The 16,753-nt window shown below is 59.2% G+C and carries 15 protein-coding genes; 7 read left to right on the forward strand and 8 right to left on the reverse strand.

Annotated features, from left to right (window positions below):
• The first annotated feature begins 6 nt into the window (after positions 1–6).
• The 5 genes from AM571_RS25115 (at position 7) to AM571_RS25135 (ending at position 4,156) form a co-directional block, all read left to right on the forward strand.
• Positions 7–1,488 carry a sensor histidine kinase gene (locus tag AM571_RS25115; RefSeq protein WP_074063787.1) on the forward strand — a complete coding sequence of 494 codons (1,482 nt, stop codon included), beginning with the start codon at positions 7–9 and terminating at the stop codon, positions 1,486–1,488.
• Positions 1,485–1,874 carry a response regulator gene (locus tag AM571_RS25120; RefSeq protein ID WP_074063788.1) on the forward strand — a complete coding sequence of 130 codons (390 nt, stop codon included), beginning with the start codon at positions 1,485–1,487 and terminating at the stop codon, positions 1,872–1,874. Before AM571_RS25115 ends, AM571_RS25120 begins: the two co-directional genes overlap by 4 nt.
• Entirely contained in the window at positions 1,871–3,121 is a 1,251-nt protein-coding gene (locus AM571_RS25125; protein WP_074063789.1) for an adenylate/guanylate cyclase domain-containing protein, read from the forward strand. Before AM571_RS25120 ends, AM571_RS25125 begins: the two co-directional genes overlap by 4 nt.
• Before the next feature lie 357 nt (positions 3,122–3,478).
• A complete protein-coding gene (locus AM571_RS25130; RefSeq protein WP_074065562.1) occupies positions 3,479–3,793 on the forward strand; it encodes a hypothetical protein in 315 nt (104 codons plus the stop codon).
• A gap of 57 nt (positions 3,794–3,850) precedes the next feature.
• Positions 3,851–4,156 (forward strand): hypothetical protein, encoded by a 306-nt coding sequence (locus tag AM571_RS25135; RefSeq protein ID WP_074063790.1) that lies wholly within the window; start codon positions 3,851–3,853, stop codon positions 4,154–4,156.
• A gap of 88 nt (positions 4,157–4,244) precedes the next feature.
• On the opposite strand, the gene AM571_RS25140 is transcribed toward AM571_RS25135, so the two are convergent.
• From AM571_RS25140 to AM571_RS25175, 7 genes are all read right to left on the reverse strand, one after another.
• Positions 4,245–5,066, reverse strand: coding sequence for a universal stress protein (locus AM571_RS25140; RefSeq protein WP_074063791.1), 822 nt, complete (start codon positions 5,064–5,066; stop codon positions 4,245–4,247).
• 344 nt (positions 5,067–5,410) lie between these two features.
• Positions 5,411–5,782, reverse strand: coding sequence for a hypothetical protein (locus AM571_RS25145; protein WP_074063792.1), 372 nt, complete (start codon positions 5,780–5,782; stop codon positions 5,411–5,413).
• A 501-nt stretch (positions 5,783–6,283) separates the two neighbouring features.
• Positions 6,284–6,727, reverse strand: coding sequence for an acetate--CoA ligase family protein (locus tag AM571_RS25150; protein WP_237358671.1), 444 nt, complete (start codon positions 6,725–6,727; stop codon positions 6,284–6,286).
• A gap of 55 nt (positions 6,728–6,782) precedes the next feature.
• Positions 6,783–8,327: an AAA family ATPase gene (locus AM571_RS25155; protein WP_074063794.1), complete on the reverse strand. Its 1,545-nt coding sequence runs from the start codon at positions 8,325–8,327 to the stop codon at positions 6,783–6,785.
• A 157-nt stretch (positions 8,328–8,484) separates the two neighbouring features.
• Complete coding sequence (locus AM571_RS25160; protein WP_155774536.1) at positions 8,485–11,151, reverse strand: cation-translocating P-type ATPase; 2,667 nt, start codon at positions 11,149–11,151, stop codon at positions 8,485–8,487.
• 170 nt (positions 11,152–11,321) lie between these two features.
• A complete protein-coding gene (locus AM571_RS25170) occupies positions 11,322–12,305 on the reverse strand; it encodes a zinc-dependent alcohol dehydrogenase family protein (RefSeq protein WP_074063796.1) in 984 nt (327 codons plus the stop codon).
• Positions 12,306–12,775: 470 nt separating this feature from the next.
• A complete protein-coding gene (locus tag AM571_RS25175) occupies positions 12,776–13,576 on the reverse strand; it encodes a universal stress protein (protein ID WP_081377205.1) in 801 nt (266 codons plus the stop codon).
• 297 nt (positions 13,577–13,873) lie between these two features.
• On the opposite strand from AM571_RS25175, the gene AM571_RS25180 reads away from it, so the two are divergent.
• Positions 13,874–14,710 carry a universal stress protein gene (locus AM571_RS25180; protein WP_074063797.1) on the forward strand — a complete coding sequence of 279 codons (837 nt, stop codon included), beginning with the start codon at positions 13,874–13,876 and terminating at the stop codon, positions 14,708–14,710.
• Positions 14,711–15,191: 481 nt separating this feature from the next.
• On the forward strand, positions 15,192–15,377 hold the full coding sequence (locus AM571_RS25190) for a hypothetical protein (protein ID WP_074063799.1): 186 nt from the start codon (positions 15,192–15,194) through the stop codon (positions 15,375–15,377).
• A gap of 185 nt (positions 15,378–15,562) precedes the next feature.
• Here AM571_RS25190 and AM571_RS25195 read toward each other — a convergent pair whose 3' ends face one another.
• The gene (locus AM571_RS25195; RefSeq protein WP_074063800.1) at positions 15,563–16,738 is read right to left on the reverse strand and encodes a glycerate kinase; all 1,176 of its coding nucleotides are present in this window, start codon (positions 16,736–16,738) and stop codon (positions 15,563–15,565) included.
• Between the last annotated feature and the right edge of the window lie 15 nt (positions 16,739–16,753).

Raw genomic sequence — 16,753 nt, forward strand, 5'->3', positions numbered from 1 at the left:
TCAGCCATGAGCATCGAAAGGAGGCGCAGAACGGACGAGCTTGAGCGGCAACTGCGCTCCGCGGTGGCTGAGAATGTCAATCTGCAATCGGAGCTGGCGATTGCGCTGGAACGCCAGACCGTCACTGCGCAAATTCTCAACGTCATATCCATGTCGCGAACCGACGTGCAACTGGTTTTCGACGTCATTTCCGAGAGTTCGCGGCGGCTGCTCGGCGGTCAAACGGCGCTGGTGACGCGCGTCGTAGATGGCATGCTTCATCTGGCGGCATGCACGGCGGGAAGCCGGGCAAGCCACGAGGAGATCCAGGCTTCATTTCCTGCTCCGCTGACATCGTCGGGGATTCACAGCCGGGCCGCAATGAACTCGGCCATGGCGTTCCGCTCCGATATCGAAACCGAACCCGGCGTCCCTCAAGCCGTCAAGGAGATGGCGCGCGTCAGGGGATACCGAAGCATTATCGTGGTGCCCATGCTTCGCGAGGGCATCGCTATCGGCACGATTGGTGTTTCGCGCGCCGAGCCGGGGACCTTCAGCGATAGCCAGATCAGCCTTCTCAACACGTTCGCCGATCAGGCCGTAATCGCGATCGAGAACGCCCGGCTGTTCAAAGATGTCCAAGCGCGAACCACGCTGCTCGCCAAGTCTCTCGACGATCTGCGCGCTGCACAGGACCGACTGGTGCAGACCGAAAAACTGGCCTCGCTCGGTCAGCTTACTGCCGGTATCGCGCACGAGATCAAGAATCCACTCAACTTCGTCAACAATTTCGCGGCCCTGTCAGTCGAATTGACGGATGAGTTGAATGAAGCGCTGGCGCTGATCGCGCTCCCGCACGATATTCGCGACGAACTCAACGAAGTACGCGGCCTGTTGAAGGACAATCTGCAAAAGATTGTGCAGCACGGCAAGAGAGCCGATTCCATCGTCAAGAACATGCTCTTGCATTCGCGCGGAGGCGGCGGCGAACACCGGCGGACGGACGTGAATGCACTGGTCGAAGAGAGCCTCAACCTCGCTTATCACGGCGTGCGCGCTGAGAAGCCGCAGTTCAACATGACCCTCAGACGCGAGCTCGATCCCGACGCCGGCGTCGCTGACATGTTCCCGCAGGAGATCACACGCGTGCTGCTGAACCTGATATCCAATGGCTTCTATGCCACAGCCAAGCGAAGCGGCGATAACAGGCTCGGCGTTGAACCCGAACTCAGCGTCAGCACACGCAACCGTGGCGAACACGTCGAAATCCGAATCCGCGACAACGGAGTAGGCATTCCGCCAGAGGTCAAGGAAAAGATATTCAATCCATTCTTCACGACCAAGCCGCCTGGCGAAGGCACCGGCCTCGGGCTCTCCATGAGCCACGACATCATCGTGAAGCAGCACGGCGGCAGGATCGATGTCGACACCGAGCCCGGTGCGTTTACCGAGTTCACCATCTTGCTGCCGCGAAAGCAATGTTTCGCACAATCGGAGAAGGAGCCATGACTCTATTGGTTCTCGTGGTGGATGACGAAGCGGACGTCGAAGTCTTGTTCCGCCAGCAGTTCCGCCGCGATCTTCGCGCCCGGCGCTTCGAGATGGATTTTGCCGCCTCGGCAGCGCAGGCTCTGAGGCGCGTTGCCGACACTGGCGAGCAAACGCTGATTTTGATTTTCTCCGACATTAACATGCCCGGGATGAATGGTCTCGACATGCTGCCGGAAATGCGCGCACGAAAGCCGGATGTTCCTGTCATCATGATCACTGCCTATGGAGATGCCGAGACACGAAGGACTGCGCTGGATAGAGGCGCGGAGGGCCTGCTGACCAAGCCGATCGACTTCGACCAGTTACGCCAGGTCGTCGAGACGAGACTGGGACCGGCCACATGACTACAACCGTTCTCGTGGTCGATGACGAGCCAGACCTGGAGACGCTTATTCTGCGTAAATTCCGAAAGCAGGTTCGCGACGGAGGCATCAGTTTCCTGTTTGCGCATGACGGTGTTGATGCGCTTCAGGCGATCGAGCAGCATCCCCATGTCGATCTTGTGGTCATGGACATCAACATGCCGCGCATGGATGGCCTCTCACTGTTGGAAAAATTGCAGGAGCGAGAGGACAAGAAGTCGGCCATCATCGTCTCGGCCTACAGTGATATGAGTAATATACGCACCGCGATGAATCGCGGTGCATTCGACTTCCTAACCAAACCGATCGATTTCGCCGATCTGGAAGCGACGATCCTGAAGACCATCCGTCACGTCGAGGTCTTGCGCGAGGCACGCCGCCGCCAGGCGGAAGCGGAGCGCGCGCATGCGTCGTTGTTGCGATATTTTTCGCCCGAACTTGCCAAGCGCCTTGCCGTCGGCGGTGATGACGATGACATGCAGGTACGCTGGCGCGACATCGCCGTTATCTTCACGGACATCACGGGCTTTACCTCGTTCGTCGAGACAGCCGTCCCCGGGGTGCTGGCGGAGTTGCTTAACGAGTATGTCGGCGGTCTGACGGATGTCGTCTTCGCGCACGAAGGAACGGTGGCCAAAGTGATCGGAGATGCCATTCAGGTGCTGTTCAATGCACCTGGCGACCAGGCCGACTATGCGACCCGCGCAATCGCCTGCGCACAAGCGCTCGACCAACGGGCAGAAGCGTTTCGCGAGCGCTGGAAACAGAAAGGCGTTGACTTCGGGACCACTCGTATCGGCGTTCACGCAGGCCCCGCACTGGTCGGCAACTTCGGCGGTGATCGCTTCTTCGATTTCACCGCCTACGGCGACACAATCAACATCGCCGCGAGGCTAGAAGCGGCGAACAAGACGCTGGGTACGCGGATTTGCGTCAGCGACAGTGTCGCGAGCGGGGCAAGGAAATTCAGTGGGCGACCGATCGGCGATCTTGTCCTGCGCGGACGCAGCGAGCCCTTGCGCGCCCACGAGCCCTTGTCGGCTACGCAGTTCCATGCGCCGGTCACGGAGCAGTATATGACAGCCTTTACCAAGCTCGAGCATGATTGCGCCGCCGCCATGTCGGCTTTCGCCGCGCTGGTTGGCACGCACTCCGATGATCCGCTCGCCAGTTATCATCTGAGGCGGCTGCTCAACGGCGCCAAAGGCATTCGTATACAGGTGGGATGATGATTGAGCGTGAGGTTCACGAGTCTGCCGCAAGCGGTAATCCGTCGGCCGATCGTTGCCGCTTCGCAATTGCATGAAGATGATCTGCGTGTCTGGACGTCTTTTGCATGCCTGGGCGCAAGGTGGTCTCCTTTGGAATCCCGTGGTTCTTCCGCGATTAAGGTCATCGGCAAAGGCGCCTCGGTTTGGCCTTGGCCCCGCACCCTCTAGCGGTTCGATCCCGCTTATCCTTGGTGCGTTCGCTGAAAACCGGTTTTACGGCCACGTGGCATGATTTCTTCTCCCGTTGATACGGATCAATGCGGCTCGAGCGGGGTTTCGCAGAATGCACGACTGTCTCTTACAAAGGATCAGACCATGCTCAGGGCAAAACGCGACAGCCTTGGAGGTGAACCCGGTAAGGCAATTCCCTCGCTCGGCGAAATCGAGGGGCGGATGATGATCCTCGAGCTCGTCGCAGTGACGGCGCTCACGCGTCTTCTTCGCTTTCACGATCCGCAAGAGCGATCTGCCTTGGTGGAAGCACTGCGGCATGCCGTCGACCGTAAGTGCCGCGATGCCAAGCTGAGTGGATCCGATATCTCCTCGGCCGAAAAATATGCTGAGGAATTGCTGAAGAGCGCGCAGGAGCAGGCCGACGAACTCGATGCAATTCGCGATGCGTCGAGATAAAATGGAGGCCGACTTGCGGCCAGGCTCCGGACATCATGACAGCAAGGGAGCGCACCAATGACCATCGATCCAAGTTGCTCACGGACTGGCGAGGCATTGCTGGCCGCGGCAGGATGTCCCGTGCCGCATCACTGCGACTGCGACCTTACGCTCGACAGGATAGCCGTCGATCGATGGGAAATTTCACTCCGCTCGCTCCGCGCCGATGCCTGGGTTCGTAAGGAACTCAGCGAACCTCTCGGTCATTGTCTCGGTGGCAGCATCATCGTCGACGTCTTGAGCGCGGATCGATTCATCAAAAACGCGCGCGCTCAAGGCTTTCGCATCGAGTTCGTGGGGCTTGGCGGCAAAGATCTCCTGTAAGCCAAGGCTCAGCGATGTCAGCGGATAGAGCAACCGACGCTATCCCCTTCTGTTTTGACGGCCAGTTTTCATGGCGCAGGCCCAAGGTCTAATGGCATAGGAGAACCGGTACTTCGAGGCCGTTAAGCAGCGATCGTGTCACGCCCCCCAGTATGAGTTCGCGGAGTCTCGAATGGCCAAAGCCTCCGGTGATCAGCAAGTCTGCCCGCGATTGAGCGGCAACGGATTGAATTTTGGTGGCTACGGGGTCCCCTTGTGATTGCGCATCGACGATCTCGATAGCAAGTCCGGCACCGCGGATGACTGCTGCAAAGCGATCGCGAAGATCGGCGTCAATCGCCTTGTCGTCCGTAATCGAGATGAGCACAGCTCTGGACGCCTTGTCCAAGAACACGCGGGCCCCGGTCAACGCCCGCGCCAATGTGGCGCTGCCGTCCCAGGCGACTGCGACCGTATCTATTCGTCCGCAACAATTGTCCGTCGGCAGCAACAGGAGGGGTCTCCCGCTCTCGAATAAAACGCGTTCGATGACAGAACTGGCTAGTGGCGAGGTTTCCATGATCGAAAGGTTGTAGATACGCGAGATCTCGGCAATTCTGTCGCCGATGAGCGGCTCCGGGGCCTCAAATGATGAAATCGCCACTGCCTGGTCGGCCTTATCAGCATAATCTCGGACGGTTTCGATCAATGCCGCAGCACATTTGCGGCTGGAGCGTTCTGCGTCAGCGCTCATTTTTCCGACATCGATCACCGGCGGAAATGGCGGAGACACCCTCGGTATCTTGACCTCGAACACGCTGACATGAAGCTGCGCGTCCTGGTGCCGTGCAAAGTCGATTCCATTCTGGATCAAGGCAAAGGAGCTCGGGTCTGGATAGGTGAGCAAAGGCAGGTGGAATTGTACTCTCATGACGAATCTCCTCATCTCAGCTGCAGGCTGCAATGTCTACCCGGCGGGCTCTCCTCGCGTTGATCTTGCGCAAATGACGTTGGCCAAGATCAAGATCGCTCCGTCCACCAACCCGGGCCCCGCCCTGGCTTTTCTCGTTTGTACACCGGTTATGGAGGGTGGGGTGAGAGCGCCGTTTGGCCGGCATCCTGCCGATGACCTGGCGGTGAGAGTCCCGTGCGTTTGCTCCGGTGATGGGGACCGTCAACTGAACAGCAAGACGCCGAAAGGCTCCAATCCCGATCAGCCGAAAGAACGGCTCCTCAACCAGCGCCCTTGCGGCACGGACGATCCTTTGCGGGGCTTCAGGGAGCGACCGAACTGGCGGCGATGTCCTCGATCGTTCGCAAGGCCTCGCCGTGGGCGATCGTCGCTGTCTCATCTGCAATCTTTGCCGCAACGGCAAAGATGCGGCTGGTTTCGCGCGCGTAGTCCGTGATCATTTGTGCTGAGAAATCATTGATAAGGTCCGATGCTTCACGTGCGGCCTGCGGGTTTGTGAGGGCACCGACGAATGTGACGTCCTTGCCAATGCGATCGAGCAAGAATGAGAGGCCCTCGATCTGATATCGAAGCGCCGCGCCAGCAAACTCCGCTTGAAACTTCGTGCCTGCCAGAACGGCAGCGCCGAAGGGGCTGAATTGCAAAAATGGAAGTGGCATCTGCAGACTGGTCATGTGCTGCCTCCTCGGTTTTTCTATTGGTTGAGCTAACGATATCTCTTTCTGTTCGTCCTTGATCTCGCTCAAGGCGGATTGGCAAATGGAAGCCGTTTGAGGCCTCCTGTGCTTGCATCCCGTATGGTTCACCTCCTGCCGCATGTGGATCGTCAATCCCGATGCGCACCTGTTTCAGTCCCGCATGGCAAGATGAGGTCGCCAGCTGCCTGATCACCAGGTTTCGGCTTGGCGCAGGTTCCCGCAATCAAGACGGATCGCTCTCGATTGCGGCCCGAGGACGATGATTGTTCGAGATCCGGCCCAGCAGATTGATATCAACAGCACGAACGAACGGAGTATCGACCGCCATCTGCGACAGCGCAAGAAGCACTTTCTTGAAGGCGTCACGATCTGCGGCCGGGATGTGACGGAAAGCCTTGCAACAGCCGGTCGATGCAGGTGGCTTTGATCAGATCGTCTGCCCGGCCGTCATCAAGGGGCAGCAGGGCCATGGCGATCTCACTCTCTGCACAGCCGCAATCTCGTCAGCCCCGATACGACGGCCGCCCCGAATGCGGCATCAGTCGAAAGTCCTGCAAGAAGTTCGAGACCATTAGCGACCTTGACCATCGGCTGGAGGACATATCCGTCGATCTGGTCGGCAAAACCTGGAGTCGTTGCCGCTGCTTTCATTTGACGTGCGGCCCGACGCACCTCGGCCGCGCCCGTGAGATTCAAGGCGACGCCACCAAGGCCCGATTTATGGGAAATTTTCCTCGACGGGATCTCCAAGACGATGGCCGCATGGTGCCGCAACACTGTCGTTGCAATGTGGTCGGCGGCCGCGATCGATTGAGCAACGAGATGTTGGGGAACTGGAATCCGGCTGGCCCCGCCTTTGCTTCGATCTCTGTTAGCATCGCCCTTTCCTCGCTCCTTTGTCGGATACGCGGAAAGCTGCATTTCGATCAAAGCTGAGCTCTCTGGTGGTCGAACCCGCAACATCGGTTCGGAGATTTCAGACTACTGTGGCCGGCTCACCGGACATCGATCCCGCAAGGATCTCGTCGCAGATGAGATCAGCGCTCCTGGAGGCATCGATCTTGCGCCATGCAAGGTCATCAAGGCGGCGTGAGAGCTGCATCATAAGGACCTCGAGCCTCGCATCCGAGGGACCGCCTCTCCGGTCCTCCACGCGTTTCCACAATAGGCTGGGTTCAGCATCGAGCCAGAACCCGCTGAACCTTATGCTTCGCCGACGCGCGGGCGTCTCTATTGCCTGGCGATGGTCGGCATCGTCGAAGACGGCATCGGCCACGACGGATCCGCCGTCGGAAAGAATGGCGTCCGCCCTCAGGACCATTTCCGTATATACGCGCTTGGACACCTCCCGGCGGTAGGCCGCCTTCGGAAGGCGCGTTTCTGCAGGAACGCCGTGCATGGCTTTGCGCAGGCGATCGCTTTCGATAATGCGCGCGCCAGGCGCCGCGCCGATGTGGGGAGCAAGGCGTTCCGCCACCGTTGTCTTGCCAGAGCCACTCAATCCGCCGATTGCGATCAGCCGTGGAGGCTGTGCTTCAAGCAGCTCCTTCGCCAACTCGAAATAGGATTGCGCTTCGGCGCGCAGCACGTCGATATTTGCCTTTGCAGTTTCCGCCTGCGTTGCCGTCACGTGAGCTCTGACGGCAGCGCGGACCGCAAGGAAGAAAGGCAAAAGCGTAAAGCCATCCTCATTGTCGGACTCGTCGAAATAGCGGTTGGCAACCAGATTGGCATGATGACGATGGCCCCGGTGCCAAAGGTCCATGAGCAGAAAGGCAAGGTCGTAAAGGACGTCGACGGTGGCGATTGCATCATTGAATTCGATGCAATCGAACAGGCGCGGCTCGCCGTCGAGAAGGCAAATATTGCGCAGATGCAGATCGCCATGGCATCGCCTTATCCGTCCGGTCGCACCTCGCGTTCGCAATCGATCCGCATGCCGCTCAAGTGCGCTTCGAAAAAGCCGGTCAAGCTCGACCACCTCGTGTTCGGTAAACAGCGTGCTGGTCGCAAACCCCGCCCTGTTGACGGCGAGGACCGCCTCCATCTCGACCACACCATCCATGCTTTGCCTGACAATCGCATCTTGATGGTAACGAACGATCATTCGCGCTGTCGACGTCATCAGATCGCCGGTCAGCTTGTCGGCAGCCGCAAGCCTGTCAAATAGGAGATCCTGGTCAAAGCGGATCATTTCGACGACGGCGTCAATGCACGTGCCGTCTTTTGCGAAACAGACGGCCCCGTTTTTGTCCCTTGAGAGGTTCTTGACGCCGAGATAGAGGCCGGGCGCCGTCAATCTGTTCAGCTCCACCTCCTTATGACAGGCATTCAAACGCAGGGCTGCGGTCGAGAAATCGACATAAGGAAGTTTCACCGCCTTCTTCATTTTGTAGGCGCGCGGACCTGCCAGAAAAATCCGCGAGATATGCGTCTCGATGACCTCAACGGGCACGTCGAGGCCGTACGATTTCGGGTCGCTTAGGAAGGCGATTGCCTCCCGCTGATCGTCGAGACCCATTGCTATCTCCGTTTCTTGGCCGTTCATCCAGGTTGCGCAGCCGGTTGACAGTCGCGAAGAGTTCCGGGCACTTGATGAAGTGCGCAAAAGAATATCAAAGCAGGCCCGGATCTACCCGCATTGATGAAGATCAACGCTGCCATCGCCCGTTGTCCCGTCAGGGCTGCTCGTTCAGCTTCACCTTGAGATGGGAACCGATGGCCGGTCGTCGAGTGCCCGACGCAAGCCAGAGCTGCCCTGCAATAAGCGGCAGCAGGCTGCAGCCGAGGGCAAGCGCCCAACCATTCATTCCTATCGACGCAATTTCCAGCATTTCCGACAGTAACGGCACGTTGATCCCCGCAAGCAACAGCACAAGGCAAAGTGCGGTGGCATACCAGACAAAGCGGTTTTGGATTACCGAATTATACCAAAGACCAGTTCCGCTCTCACGCATGTTGAACGTGTGCCACAGCTGGGCAAGCGCGATGGTGACGAAGGAAACCGTCGTTGCCTGTTCGGCTGCCAGGCCAAGAATGTGTATCGAAGAAATCAATGCCAAAAGCGTGGCGCCTGAAATTGCCGCTCCATAGACTGCGACAGAGAGCCATTGCGCCTTCGTGAGGATCGCTTCGTTCGGTTGGCGCGGGGGTCGGTCGAGTACGTCGCCTTCGCCTTCGCCGGCTGCAAGCGCAAAGGCCGGAAAGACATCCGTGACAAAGTTCAGGAATAGAATTTGTAGCGGCAGCAGCGCCAGTGGAAGTCCCGTGAAGACGGCAATACCGACAACGAGCACTTCTGCCAGATTGCACGAGAGCAGGTATGCGGAGAACCTGCGGATATTGGCGAAGATGACCCGTCCCTCGCGAACGGCATGCACGATGGTTGAAAAGGCGTCGTCGAGCAAGACCATGTCCGCAGCCTCTCGGGCCACATCTGTTCCACGTTGGCCCATGGCGACGCCGATATCCGCCTTGCTGAGAGCCGGCGCATCATTGACCCCGTCTCCCGTCATGGCGACCACTTCGCCTTCGCGCTGAAAGGCATTTATCAGAACGATCTCCTGACGCTCGGCCGCCGAGGCGTTAAGCAGCCGGGACAGTTCTGCTCCGGTCATCACCAGTGCTCCCGGCTCGGTCAGGCCAATCGCTTGCGAAATCCCAAGCGCGGTACTCGGGTGATCGCCGGTTGCCATGACGACGCGGATGCCTGCCCTTCGCAAAGCGGCGATCGTTTCCGGTATGTCGCCTCGCGGCGGGTCGCGAAAAGCAACGAGGCCGTAGAAGACCAATCCATCCGGAACCGGCTGATCCTTTATCGCACGCGGATGAACAGCAACCGCCAGGACCCTGAGCCCCCTTGCAGCAAGTTCTTCACCGCGACGCAGCCATGTCGTCCGTTCGGCCTCGTCAAATGGCTCCATCTTGATGCCGATCCGGTCTGCCGCCGCCAGCACTTCTTCGGGAGCACCTTTTACGGCAGCAAAATGATGATCGCCGGTCCTGTGTATGGTTGCCATGCGCCTGGTAGCGGTATCGAAGGGATGCTCGGCCACTTCGGGAAACGTCGCAATCTCTTGCTTGCGATCGAGCCCTGCGAAACTTCCCGCGCGAAGGAGGGCGATCTCCATCGGATCACCGGTCCCGGAATAGGCACGGCGGTCGTATTCGGCGTTTGAACACAAAACGCCGATCAGCAGTGCCTGCATGAGCTCCGGATCGGCAGAGGGATCGACGATGGCGCCTCCCTTCACGATGGAGGCCAGACCATGGGCAATGGAAAAATCACCCGAAGGTGTCAGAATTTGCTCAACCTCCATGCGATTTTCAGTCAGTGTGCCGGTCTTGTCGGTCATGATGACGGTCGTCGAACCGAGCGTCTCTACGGCTGCCAGGTTTTCGACCAGTGCGTTGTGCCGTGCCATGCGCAGCATGCCGCGTGCCAATGTCAGCGTCGCCACGATGGGCAGACCCTCGGGGATGGCGGCTACGGCAAGCGCAATCGCCGTTTCAACCATCAAGAAGACCGGTCTTCCCGCAGAGAGCCCGGCTGCGGAAATAGCCGCGGCAAGTACCAGCGTAATCCATATGAGTTGCCGCGACAGAAACGAAAGCTGGCGCTCAAGAGGAGAGCCTCCGCCGCTGGCCTCGTCGACCAGCTGTGTGATGCGGCCAAGTTCCGTGGCGAGACCGGTACCCGTCACGATACCCTCGCCACCTCCGCTGACGATATGTGTGCCTTTAAAGAGAACGGCGCTGCGCTCGTGCAAACCTGCAAGGGTTAAGTTCGGTTCGATCCCCTTGCCGACAGGCACGGATTCACCGGTCAAAGCCGACTCGTCGATTCTCAAGGTGGCGGAACTCGCGCACCGCATGTCGGCTGCGACGACGTCGCCTGCATCAAGAAGGACCATGTCTCCCGGAACCAGTTTCTCCGCCGCGATCTGCTGCACATGTCCTGATCGACGCACCCGCGCGCTGCGTTTTCCAAGTCGCCTTAGAGCCTCCAGCGAGCGCACCGCCCTGCGCTCTGTGAAATAGCCGATCGCCGAATTGATAAACAGCACTGCAGCTATGGCCACAGCTTGCTGATACTCGCCGAATGCAAGCGAAAGTGCAGTCGCACCGGCGAGCAACAGCATGACCGGGCTGGCGAATTGGCGCAGCAGCAGGCGAACATCCGACAGGCGCTTTTTCGTCGTGAGGGCATTCGCACCGAATTGCCGCAGTCGAAGCTCGGCCTCCTGATCGTCAAGTCCGCGGGCCGGATCAACGCCGAGCGCAGCAGCGACATCCGGGACAGTCATTGAATGAGCGTTGCGGATGGTCGATGCGGCCGGTTCCAAATCAGTTCTCCCTGGAGTGTCTCTTGGTCGCTCTCGTCATGTCCGGTGCGGCAAGGACGACGGTGCTGGTCGTCCGGATGATCCTCGCGGCGCTTGACGCAAATATTCATCCCTCGCGCATTTCACGCTTTGATGAAGATCAAGGTTCTTCGAGCCCTCCTGAGTTTGCTTCAGAAAACGATGACCGCCGCGCCGCTGAACCGGCCGGCGCGAAGATCTGAAAGAGCGAGGTTTGCCCGCTCGAGGGGATACGAGACCGTATGTGTGCGCACAGCCGCCTGCCGGGCGATCGGAAAGAATTCCGCGGCGTCGTCACGGGTCAGATTTGCAACCGAAACAAGCTCCCGCTCTCCCCAAACAACGGCATAGGGCATGGCCGGGATGTCGCTCATGTGAATGCCGCCGCAAACGACACGGCCGCCCTTTCGGACCGCCTTGAGGGCGGCCGGCACGAGGCTGCCGACCGGCGCAAAGATAATTGCCGCGTCCAGCAGCACCGGAGGCCTGTCGTCTGAACCTCCCGCCCACACGGCGCCCAGACTGATTGCAAAACGCTGCGCCTCATCGTCGCCATGACGCGTAAAGGCGAAGACCTCACGACCTTGCCATACGCATATTTGGGCAATGATATGGGCTGCCGCCCCGAAGCCGTAAAGCCCGATCCTTCTGCCGTCACCGGCCTTCTTCAGGCAGCGCCAGCCGATAAGTCCGGCGCAGAGCAAAGGCGCAAGCGAAACCGGATCCCCTTTCGGATCAAGCTCAAAGGCATAGGACGCATCGGCCACGACATCGGTGGCAAAGCCGCCATCGCGCGTATAGCCGGTAAACTGCGGCCGGTCGCAAAGGTTTTCAGCCGCCGACCGGCAATAGGGGCACACTCCGCAGCTGTGGCCGAGCCATGGCACACCGACACGGCTTCCTACTCTCGTGGCCGCCACCCCGTCACCGACGGCATCGACGATCCCGACGATCTCGTGGCCCGGCACGAGCGGCAGCTTCGGGTCGGCGAGGTCGCCATCGATGACATGCAGGTCCGTGCGACAAACGGCGCAGGCCTCCACCTTCAGCCTGAGTTCGCCCCGCCCCGGCACCGGATCTGGCCGCTCGACGAGAACGAGAGGCTCCCCAATAGCCTGAAGCATCATCGCTTTCATGAAACTGCCCTCCTGGATATGTATCCCCGACCCTGCAGAGGCATTCTCCGAACCCTTCCACAAAGCGTCACCCGGGGTTTGGCCTCTTGACGGGTCGCGAGTGGGTGGATGCTTCGGCACGCATTCACAATAAATCCGATCGCCTTCTCACCTGAATCAAAGTTGCGCGATGGCCGTTGGTGTTCACGGTTGTCGAAGACATCACTTCGTAAGCAAGCCGCAGCTCCGACCTATCAATAAGCGACGCTTGCGGTTATGGCCCGGCCAATGATGATAGCGAGCGGTCCAGGCCGTCCTGTTTCGGGTCAGGCCTCAGTCTCGATCTTCACCAGCCAAGTGCTCTCGGCCGCCGTCATTGCAGCAGCGACACTGCCTTGGCCGCATCACAGACAAGCACCAGCTCTTCAATCCAAATTTGATCGCCCTCCAGGGTTCAAGGCTCTTTCAGTGCGCCATCAGTACGGGCAGTGTCAGTTGATCGATATTGACTTCGTCACGCCGCCGAAGATGCGCTCGCGCAACCGCGAATGGCCGTAGGCGCCCATGACGATCAGATCCGCGCCAATCTCTGTCGCGTGTCGAACCAGGACGTCTGCGATCGGTTGGCGGCAACTGGCAATCCGGTCGACCACGACATTGATCCCGTGGTGGGCAAGATAGTTGGCCATACCGGTGCCCGGTTCGTCTCCGCTCTCGAACCTTGAATGCGGCCCGTCTACAAGCACGACATGGACTTCATTTGCGGCAACAAGGGCGTCATAGGCCGCGCGTACAGCACGCCCTGCGCGCAGACCGCCATCCCAGGCGAGCAGAACCTTTTTCGGGCGTAACGTCGCGGGACGATGAGGCAGAAGCATTACCGGTTGTCCGGCATCAAACAGAACGCCGCTGATAAGTCTGCGCTTCAGCTCAGGATCGAGCAAGGCGCTCGAACCGATCAGCACGAGATCAAAACACAATGCGCGCGCCGCAATGGCGGCGTCCGCCCAGGCGCGCTCGGGATAGATGCTATCGACCTCATACGATAGCCCGAGCAAGGCGCATTGCTCCTTGCAGCGCAGCACTTGCGATTCAATACGTGCCAAGTCCTGGTCGCGGTTGTCGAGCCAGGTTTCGCCGACCGGATAATCGCTGATGGTCGGCGGATCGGCAATCGCCGCAACCAGCACTGCGAGGTGATCATTTGCCTCCGCGGCCAAGTTCAAAGCGTTCTGCACATCGATCTTGGCTGCCGTTTTGGCGATCACGAGCAGGATAGATCTCGCGTCCATTGAGGCATGTCTCCGCTTTCCCTGCCAGCACTCTGGCCTAGCAGAGCGGCTGCGACATTGATGCTGGTCAAAGGATCAAACAGCAGCGTGTAATTTCACAGCGGAAAGGATTGCGTGCGAGGATGGGTTACCGCATGCAACCTGCCTGTCCAGGCATTCACGATCGACGGCATCCGGATCCTGGCATCACTGACAAGCCGGGGCAGGCGGCTGTCGCCAGATTGACACGGATCAAAGCATCTTTCTGTCCAATGGCTATCGTCAAGCCATGCTCGCTAAGAGCGTGGAGGCACGAATATGCGCTACAAGACCATTCTCGCCGTACTCGGCGTCGATCACTTCCAAGAAGATCTCAAGAACGCGATCGCCGCCAGCCAGTCAATCGAAGCGCACCTGTCGACGGTGATCATCGCGATGGCCGCGCCGCCCCCGGGCGGCTCTTACGCCGAGGTGATCTCAACGGCATGGCTCGAAGAGCGTCAGGGCGATATCGACAAGCTTGCCAAGCAGGCCGCAACAGTCAAGGAAATGCTCAAGGCCTCCGGCCTGTCTTTTGACGTCCAGGACATCTATACCGAATTTGCCTGGGCCGACGAAGATGTAGCCGATCGCGCACTCTATGCGGATTTGACGCTCGTCGGGCGTCAGGCGGGGCAAGACGAAGATCTTTTCAAGCGCATTCTCGACGGCGCCTTGTTCCAGTCTCCTGCGCCATTGCTTTTCAACCCCACAGATCAGGCAGCCAGCCTTACGCCACGGTCGGTCTTGATCGCCTGGAACTCTCGAATGGAAGTCGCCCGCGCTGTCCAGCAGGCATTGCCGGCCCTGCAGGCCGCAAGCGAGGTCCACGTCACTTTGATTGATCCGGTCGCAACGTCGTATGCAAGCGGCGAAGAACCCGGCGCAGACGTTGCCACATATCTTGCACGACATGGCGTTCCCGTCGCCGTTGATGTCCTTTCAAGCGCCGGCAAGCCCGTTGACGAGATCTTGAAACAGCATGCGGTCGATGTTGACGCCGTGCTTCTGGTGATGGGAGCCTATAGCCATTCCCGCCTTCGGGAGCGGATCTTTGGCGGGGTCACGCGGTCGATGCTTGAGACTGCCAGACTCCCCATTTTCTGCAGCCACTGAAGTGATCAGGGACAGGCCCGCTATTGAACGGGGGAGCACGTTTTGTTGTTCGACCCTGGATAGAGCGATGAACAAGCCGACCGCTGGCAGCCAAGCGCTCGGCTCGGGCCGCCCATATCAAATCCGATGATTGCGCATCAGGCAGCTGATCAAAGATCGACATCCGGCCATTTGCTGAACGCAAGGCTGACCGTCAGTATGCCATTGTTGAACGACGCTTCGATCTTCGCCGCAAAGCTTGCGGCAGCTGAAAGCTGCGCCGGAACGCGCCGTAGCGCCCCTCATGCCCCCGGCTGGATCAAACTCCGTCCAAACCCGGCCGGCATTCGCCGTCGAAAAGGAAACCGAGTTGGACGCTTGATGCGTATCAATGACCGTGGCCGCCTTCGGTTGCACACTGGATTTCAAATCTCGCAAGGGCCGGGGATGTTTAATGCGATCACCCCCAGGTCTTCCACCTACGCCGATCGGGGGGTCTGTGATGACGCAGTTTAACGATAGCGGCCGCTGGCTGCGTTGGCTTTTCCTCGACCATCTCCTGCTGATCGTCGTGATCCTGATGATCGCCGCGCTGCTCAGCACCCTCTACTTCCGGTCAGTCAATCAGGAAAGACTGCCGGACTATGAACTGCAGCGCTCGCTGTCTGCGGACTTCCATGAGGACTGATCGGCGACTGCAACAGCCTTAAGACGTTGCCTAAATCGCAATAGGCTCTCCCCATTACGCCATCACCTGAAACGATCGACGTCGATCGATCGAGTTGTCGGAAGGCAGAGCGCCGCTAGGACAGAAAGCCGTCGCGGAAGAGAAGCTGATATCACTTCTTGCTGATGGCGCATTATCGTTGCGACTCAAGATCGCAGTATAAAACGTGTTGCAAGCATTAGGCGCACTGTCTGTTCAGCCGCTTCGGCAAGGAGCGTTTCTGTTTCGCGGATCGCGTCTTCCAGCGTACAGGGACGGTTGAGGATGCTGAACACCGCATCAATTCCCATCTCCCGTGTCGTCTCAACGCCCGCACCGACGGTCCCGGCCAAGGCAAGAACCGGTAGCTTGTGGCGTTTGGCCCGACGTGCGATCTCCGCCGGAACCTTGCCGTGCCGCGTTTGTCCATCAATCCCGCCTTCGGCAGTCATCACCAGGTCGGTTTTGGCGAGCCTCCGATCGAGTTTAATGTGTCGAAGGATGAGGTCGAAACGGGGATGTAGCCTGGCGAAGGCGAACGCGTGAAGGCCCGCACCAAGTCCTCCCGACGCTCCGCCTCCTTTCAACGGCTCGACGTCGACATCAAGATCGCGCCGAACCACCCGGACAAACCTCTGAAGACCTTGTTCCAGAATTGCCACCTGATCCGGCGTCGCTCCCTTCTGCGGTCCGAATACCCGTGCAACGCCGTTCTTCCCGAGCAACATGTTGTAGGGATTGACGGCGACGTCGATGTTCACCTTCTTGAGGCGAGCGTCGCGATCAGTAGCATCGATACGGTCAAGCCAACGCAGTGCCGCGCCATTGCCGGCAATCGGTTGGCCGTATCGATCCAGGAGGCGCACGCCAAGGGCCTGAGCCATGCCGGCGCCGGCATCGTTGATGCCGGAATCACCGCAGCCGAGGAGGATGCGTTCGGCTCCAAGGTCAAGTGCCGCGCGGATCATTTCACCGACACCGTAACTGGTTGTTTGTGTAGGATCGCGCATATCCCGTGGCACGAGCCGCAATCCCGCTGCTGCAGCCATCTCAATCACCGCGGTGCGTTTCCGTCGCCCTGAAAGAAGGCCGATATGAGCATCGACGGGTTGCCCTACCGGACCTGTCACGGTGAGCGGACGCAGTTCGCCTCCCAGCAGATCCACCATGGTTTGAACAAAGCCTTCGCCGCCATCGATCATCGGCATGCGTGTGATCTTGGCCTTTGGAAGCGCGTTGCGGACGCCCCGCGCGATCGCGTCTGCGACTTCACGCACGCCGAGCCCTTCCTTGAACCCTGAAGGTGCCACCAGAACACGCAAGCGCCTGCGCTTTTTCGACATAGAAACTCCTAACGC

The sequence above is a fragment of the Rhizobium etli 8C-3 genome (genome assembly GCF_001908375.1).
GTDB lineage: Bacteria > Pseudomonadota > Alphaproteobacteria > Rhizobiales > Rhizobiaceae > Rhizobium > Rhizobium etli_B.

Coding starts and splice junctions, on each gene's coding strand:
- AM571_RS25130 (WP_074065562.1), top strand. CDS start 3,479: ATGCTCAGGGCAAAACGCGACAGCCTTGGAGGTGAACCCGGTAAGGCA.
- AM571_RS25140 (WP_074063791.1), bottom strand. CDS start 5,066: ATGAGAGTACAATTCCACCTGCCTTTGCTCACCTATCCAGACCCGAGC.
- AM571_RS25120 (WP_074063788.1), top strand. CDS start 1,485: ATGACTCTATTGGTTCTCGTGGTGGATGACGAAGCGGACGTCGAAGTC.
- AM571_RS25125 (WP_074063789.1), top strand. CDS start 1,871: ATGACTACAACCGTTCTCGTGGTCGATGACGAGCCAGACCTGGAGACG.
- AM571_RS25170 (WP_074063796.1), bottom strand. CDS start 12,305: ATGAAAGCGATGATGCTTCAGGCTATTGGGGAGCCTCTCGTTCTCGTC.
- AM571_RS25195 (WP_074063800.1), bottom strand. CDS start 16,738: ATGTCGAAAAAGCGCAGGCGCTTGCGTGTTCTGGTGGCACCTTCAGGG.
- AM571_RS25180 (WP_074063797.1), top strand. CDS start 13,874: ATGCGCTACAAGACCATTCTCGCCGTACTCGGCGTCGATCACTTCCAA.
- AM571_RS25135 (WP_074063790.1), top strand. CDS start 3,851: ATGACCATCGATCCAAGTTGCTCACGGACTGGCGAGGCATTGCTGGCC.
- AM571_RS25145 (WP_074063792.1), bottom strand. CDS start 5,782: ATGACCAGTCTGCAGATGCCACTTCCATTTTTGCAATTCAGCCCCTTC.
- AM571_RS25175 (WP_081377205.1), bottom strand. CDS start 13,576: ATGGACGCGAGATCTATCCTGCTCGTGATCGCCAAAACGGCAGCCAAG.
- AM571_RS25150 (WP_237358671.1), bottom strand. CDS start 6,727: ATGCAGCTTTCCGCGTATCCGACAAAGGAGCGAGGAAAGGGCGATGCT.
- AM571_RS25155 (WP_074063794.1), bottom strand. CDS start 8,327: ATGGGTCTCGACGATCAGCGGGAGGCAATCGCCTTCCTAAGCGACCCG.
- AM571_RS25190 (WP_074063799.1), top strand. CDS start 15,192: ATGACGCAGTTTAACGATAGCGGCCGCTGGCTGCGTTGGCTTTTCCTC.
- AM571_RS25115 (WP_074063787.1), top strand. CDS start 7: ATGAGCATCGAAAGGAGGCGCAGAACGGACGAGCTTGAGCGGCAACTG.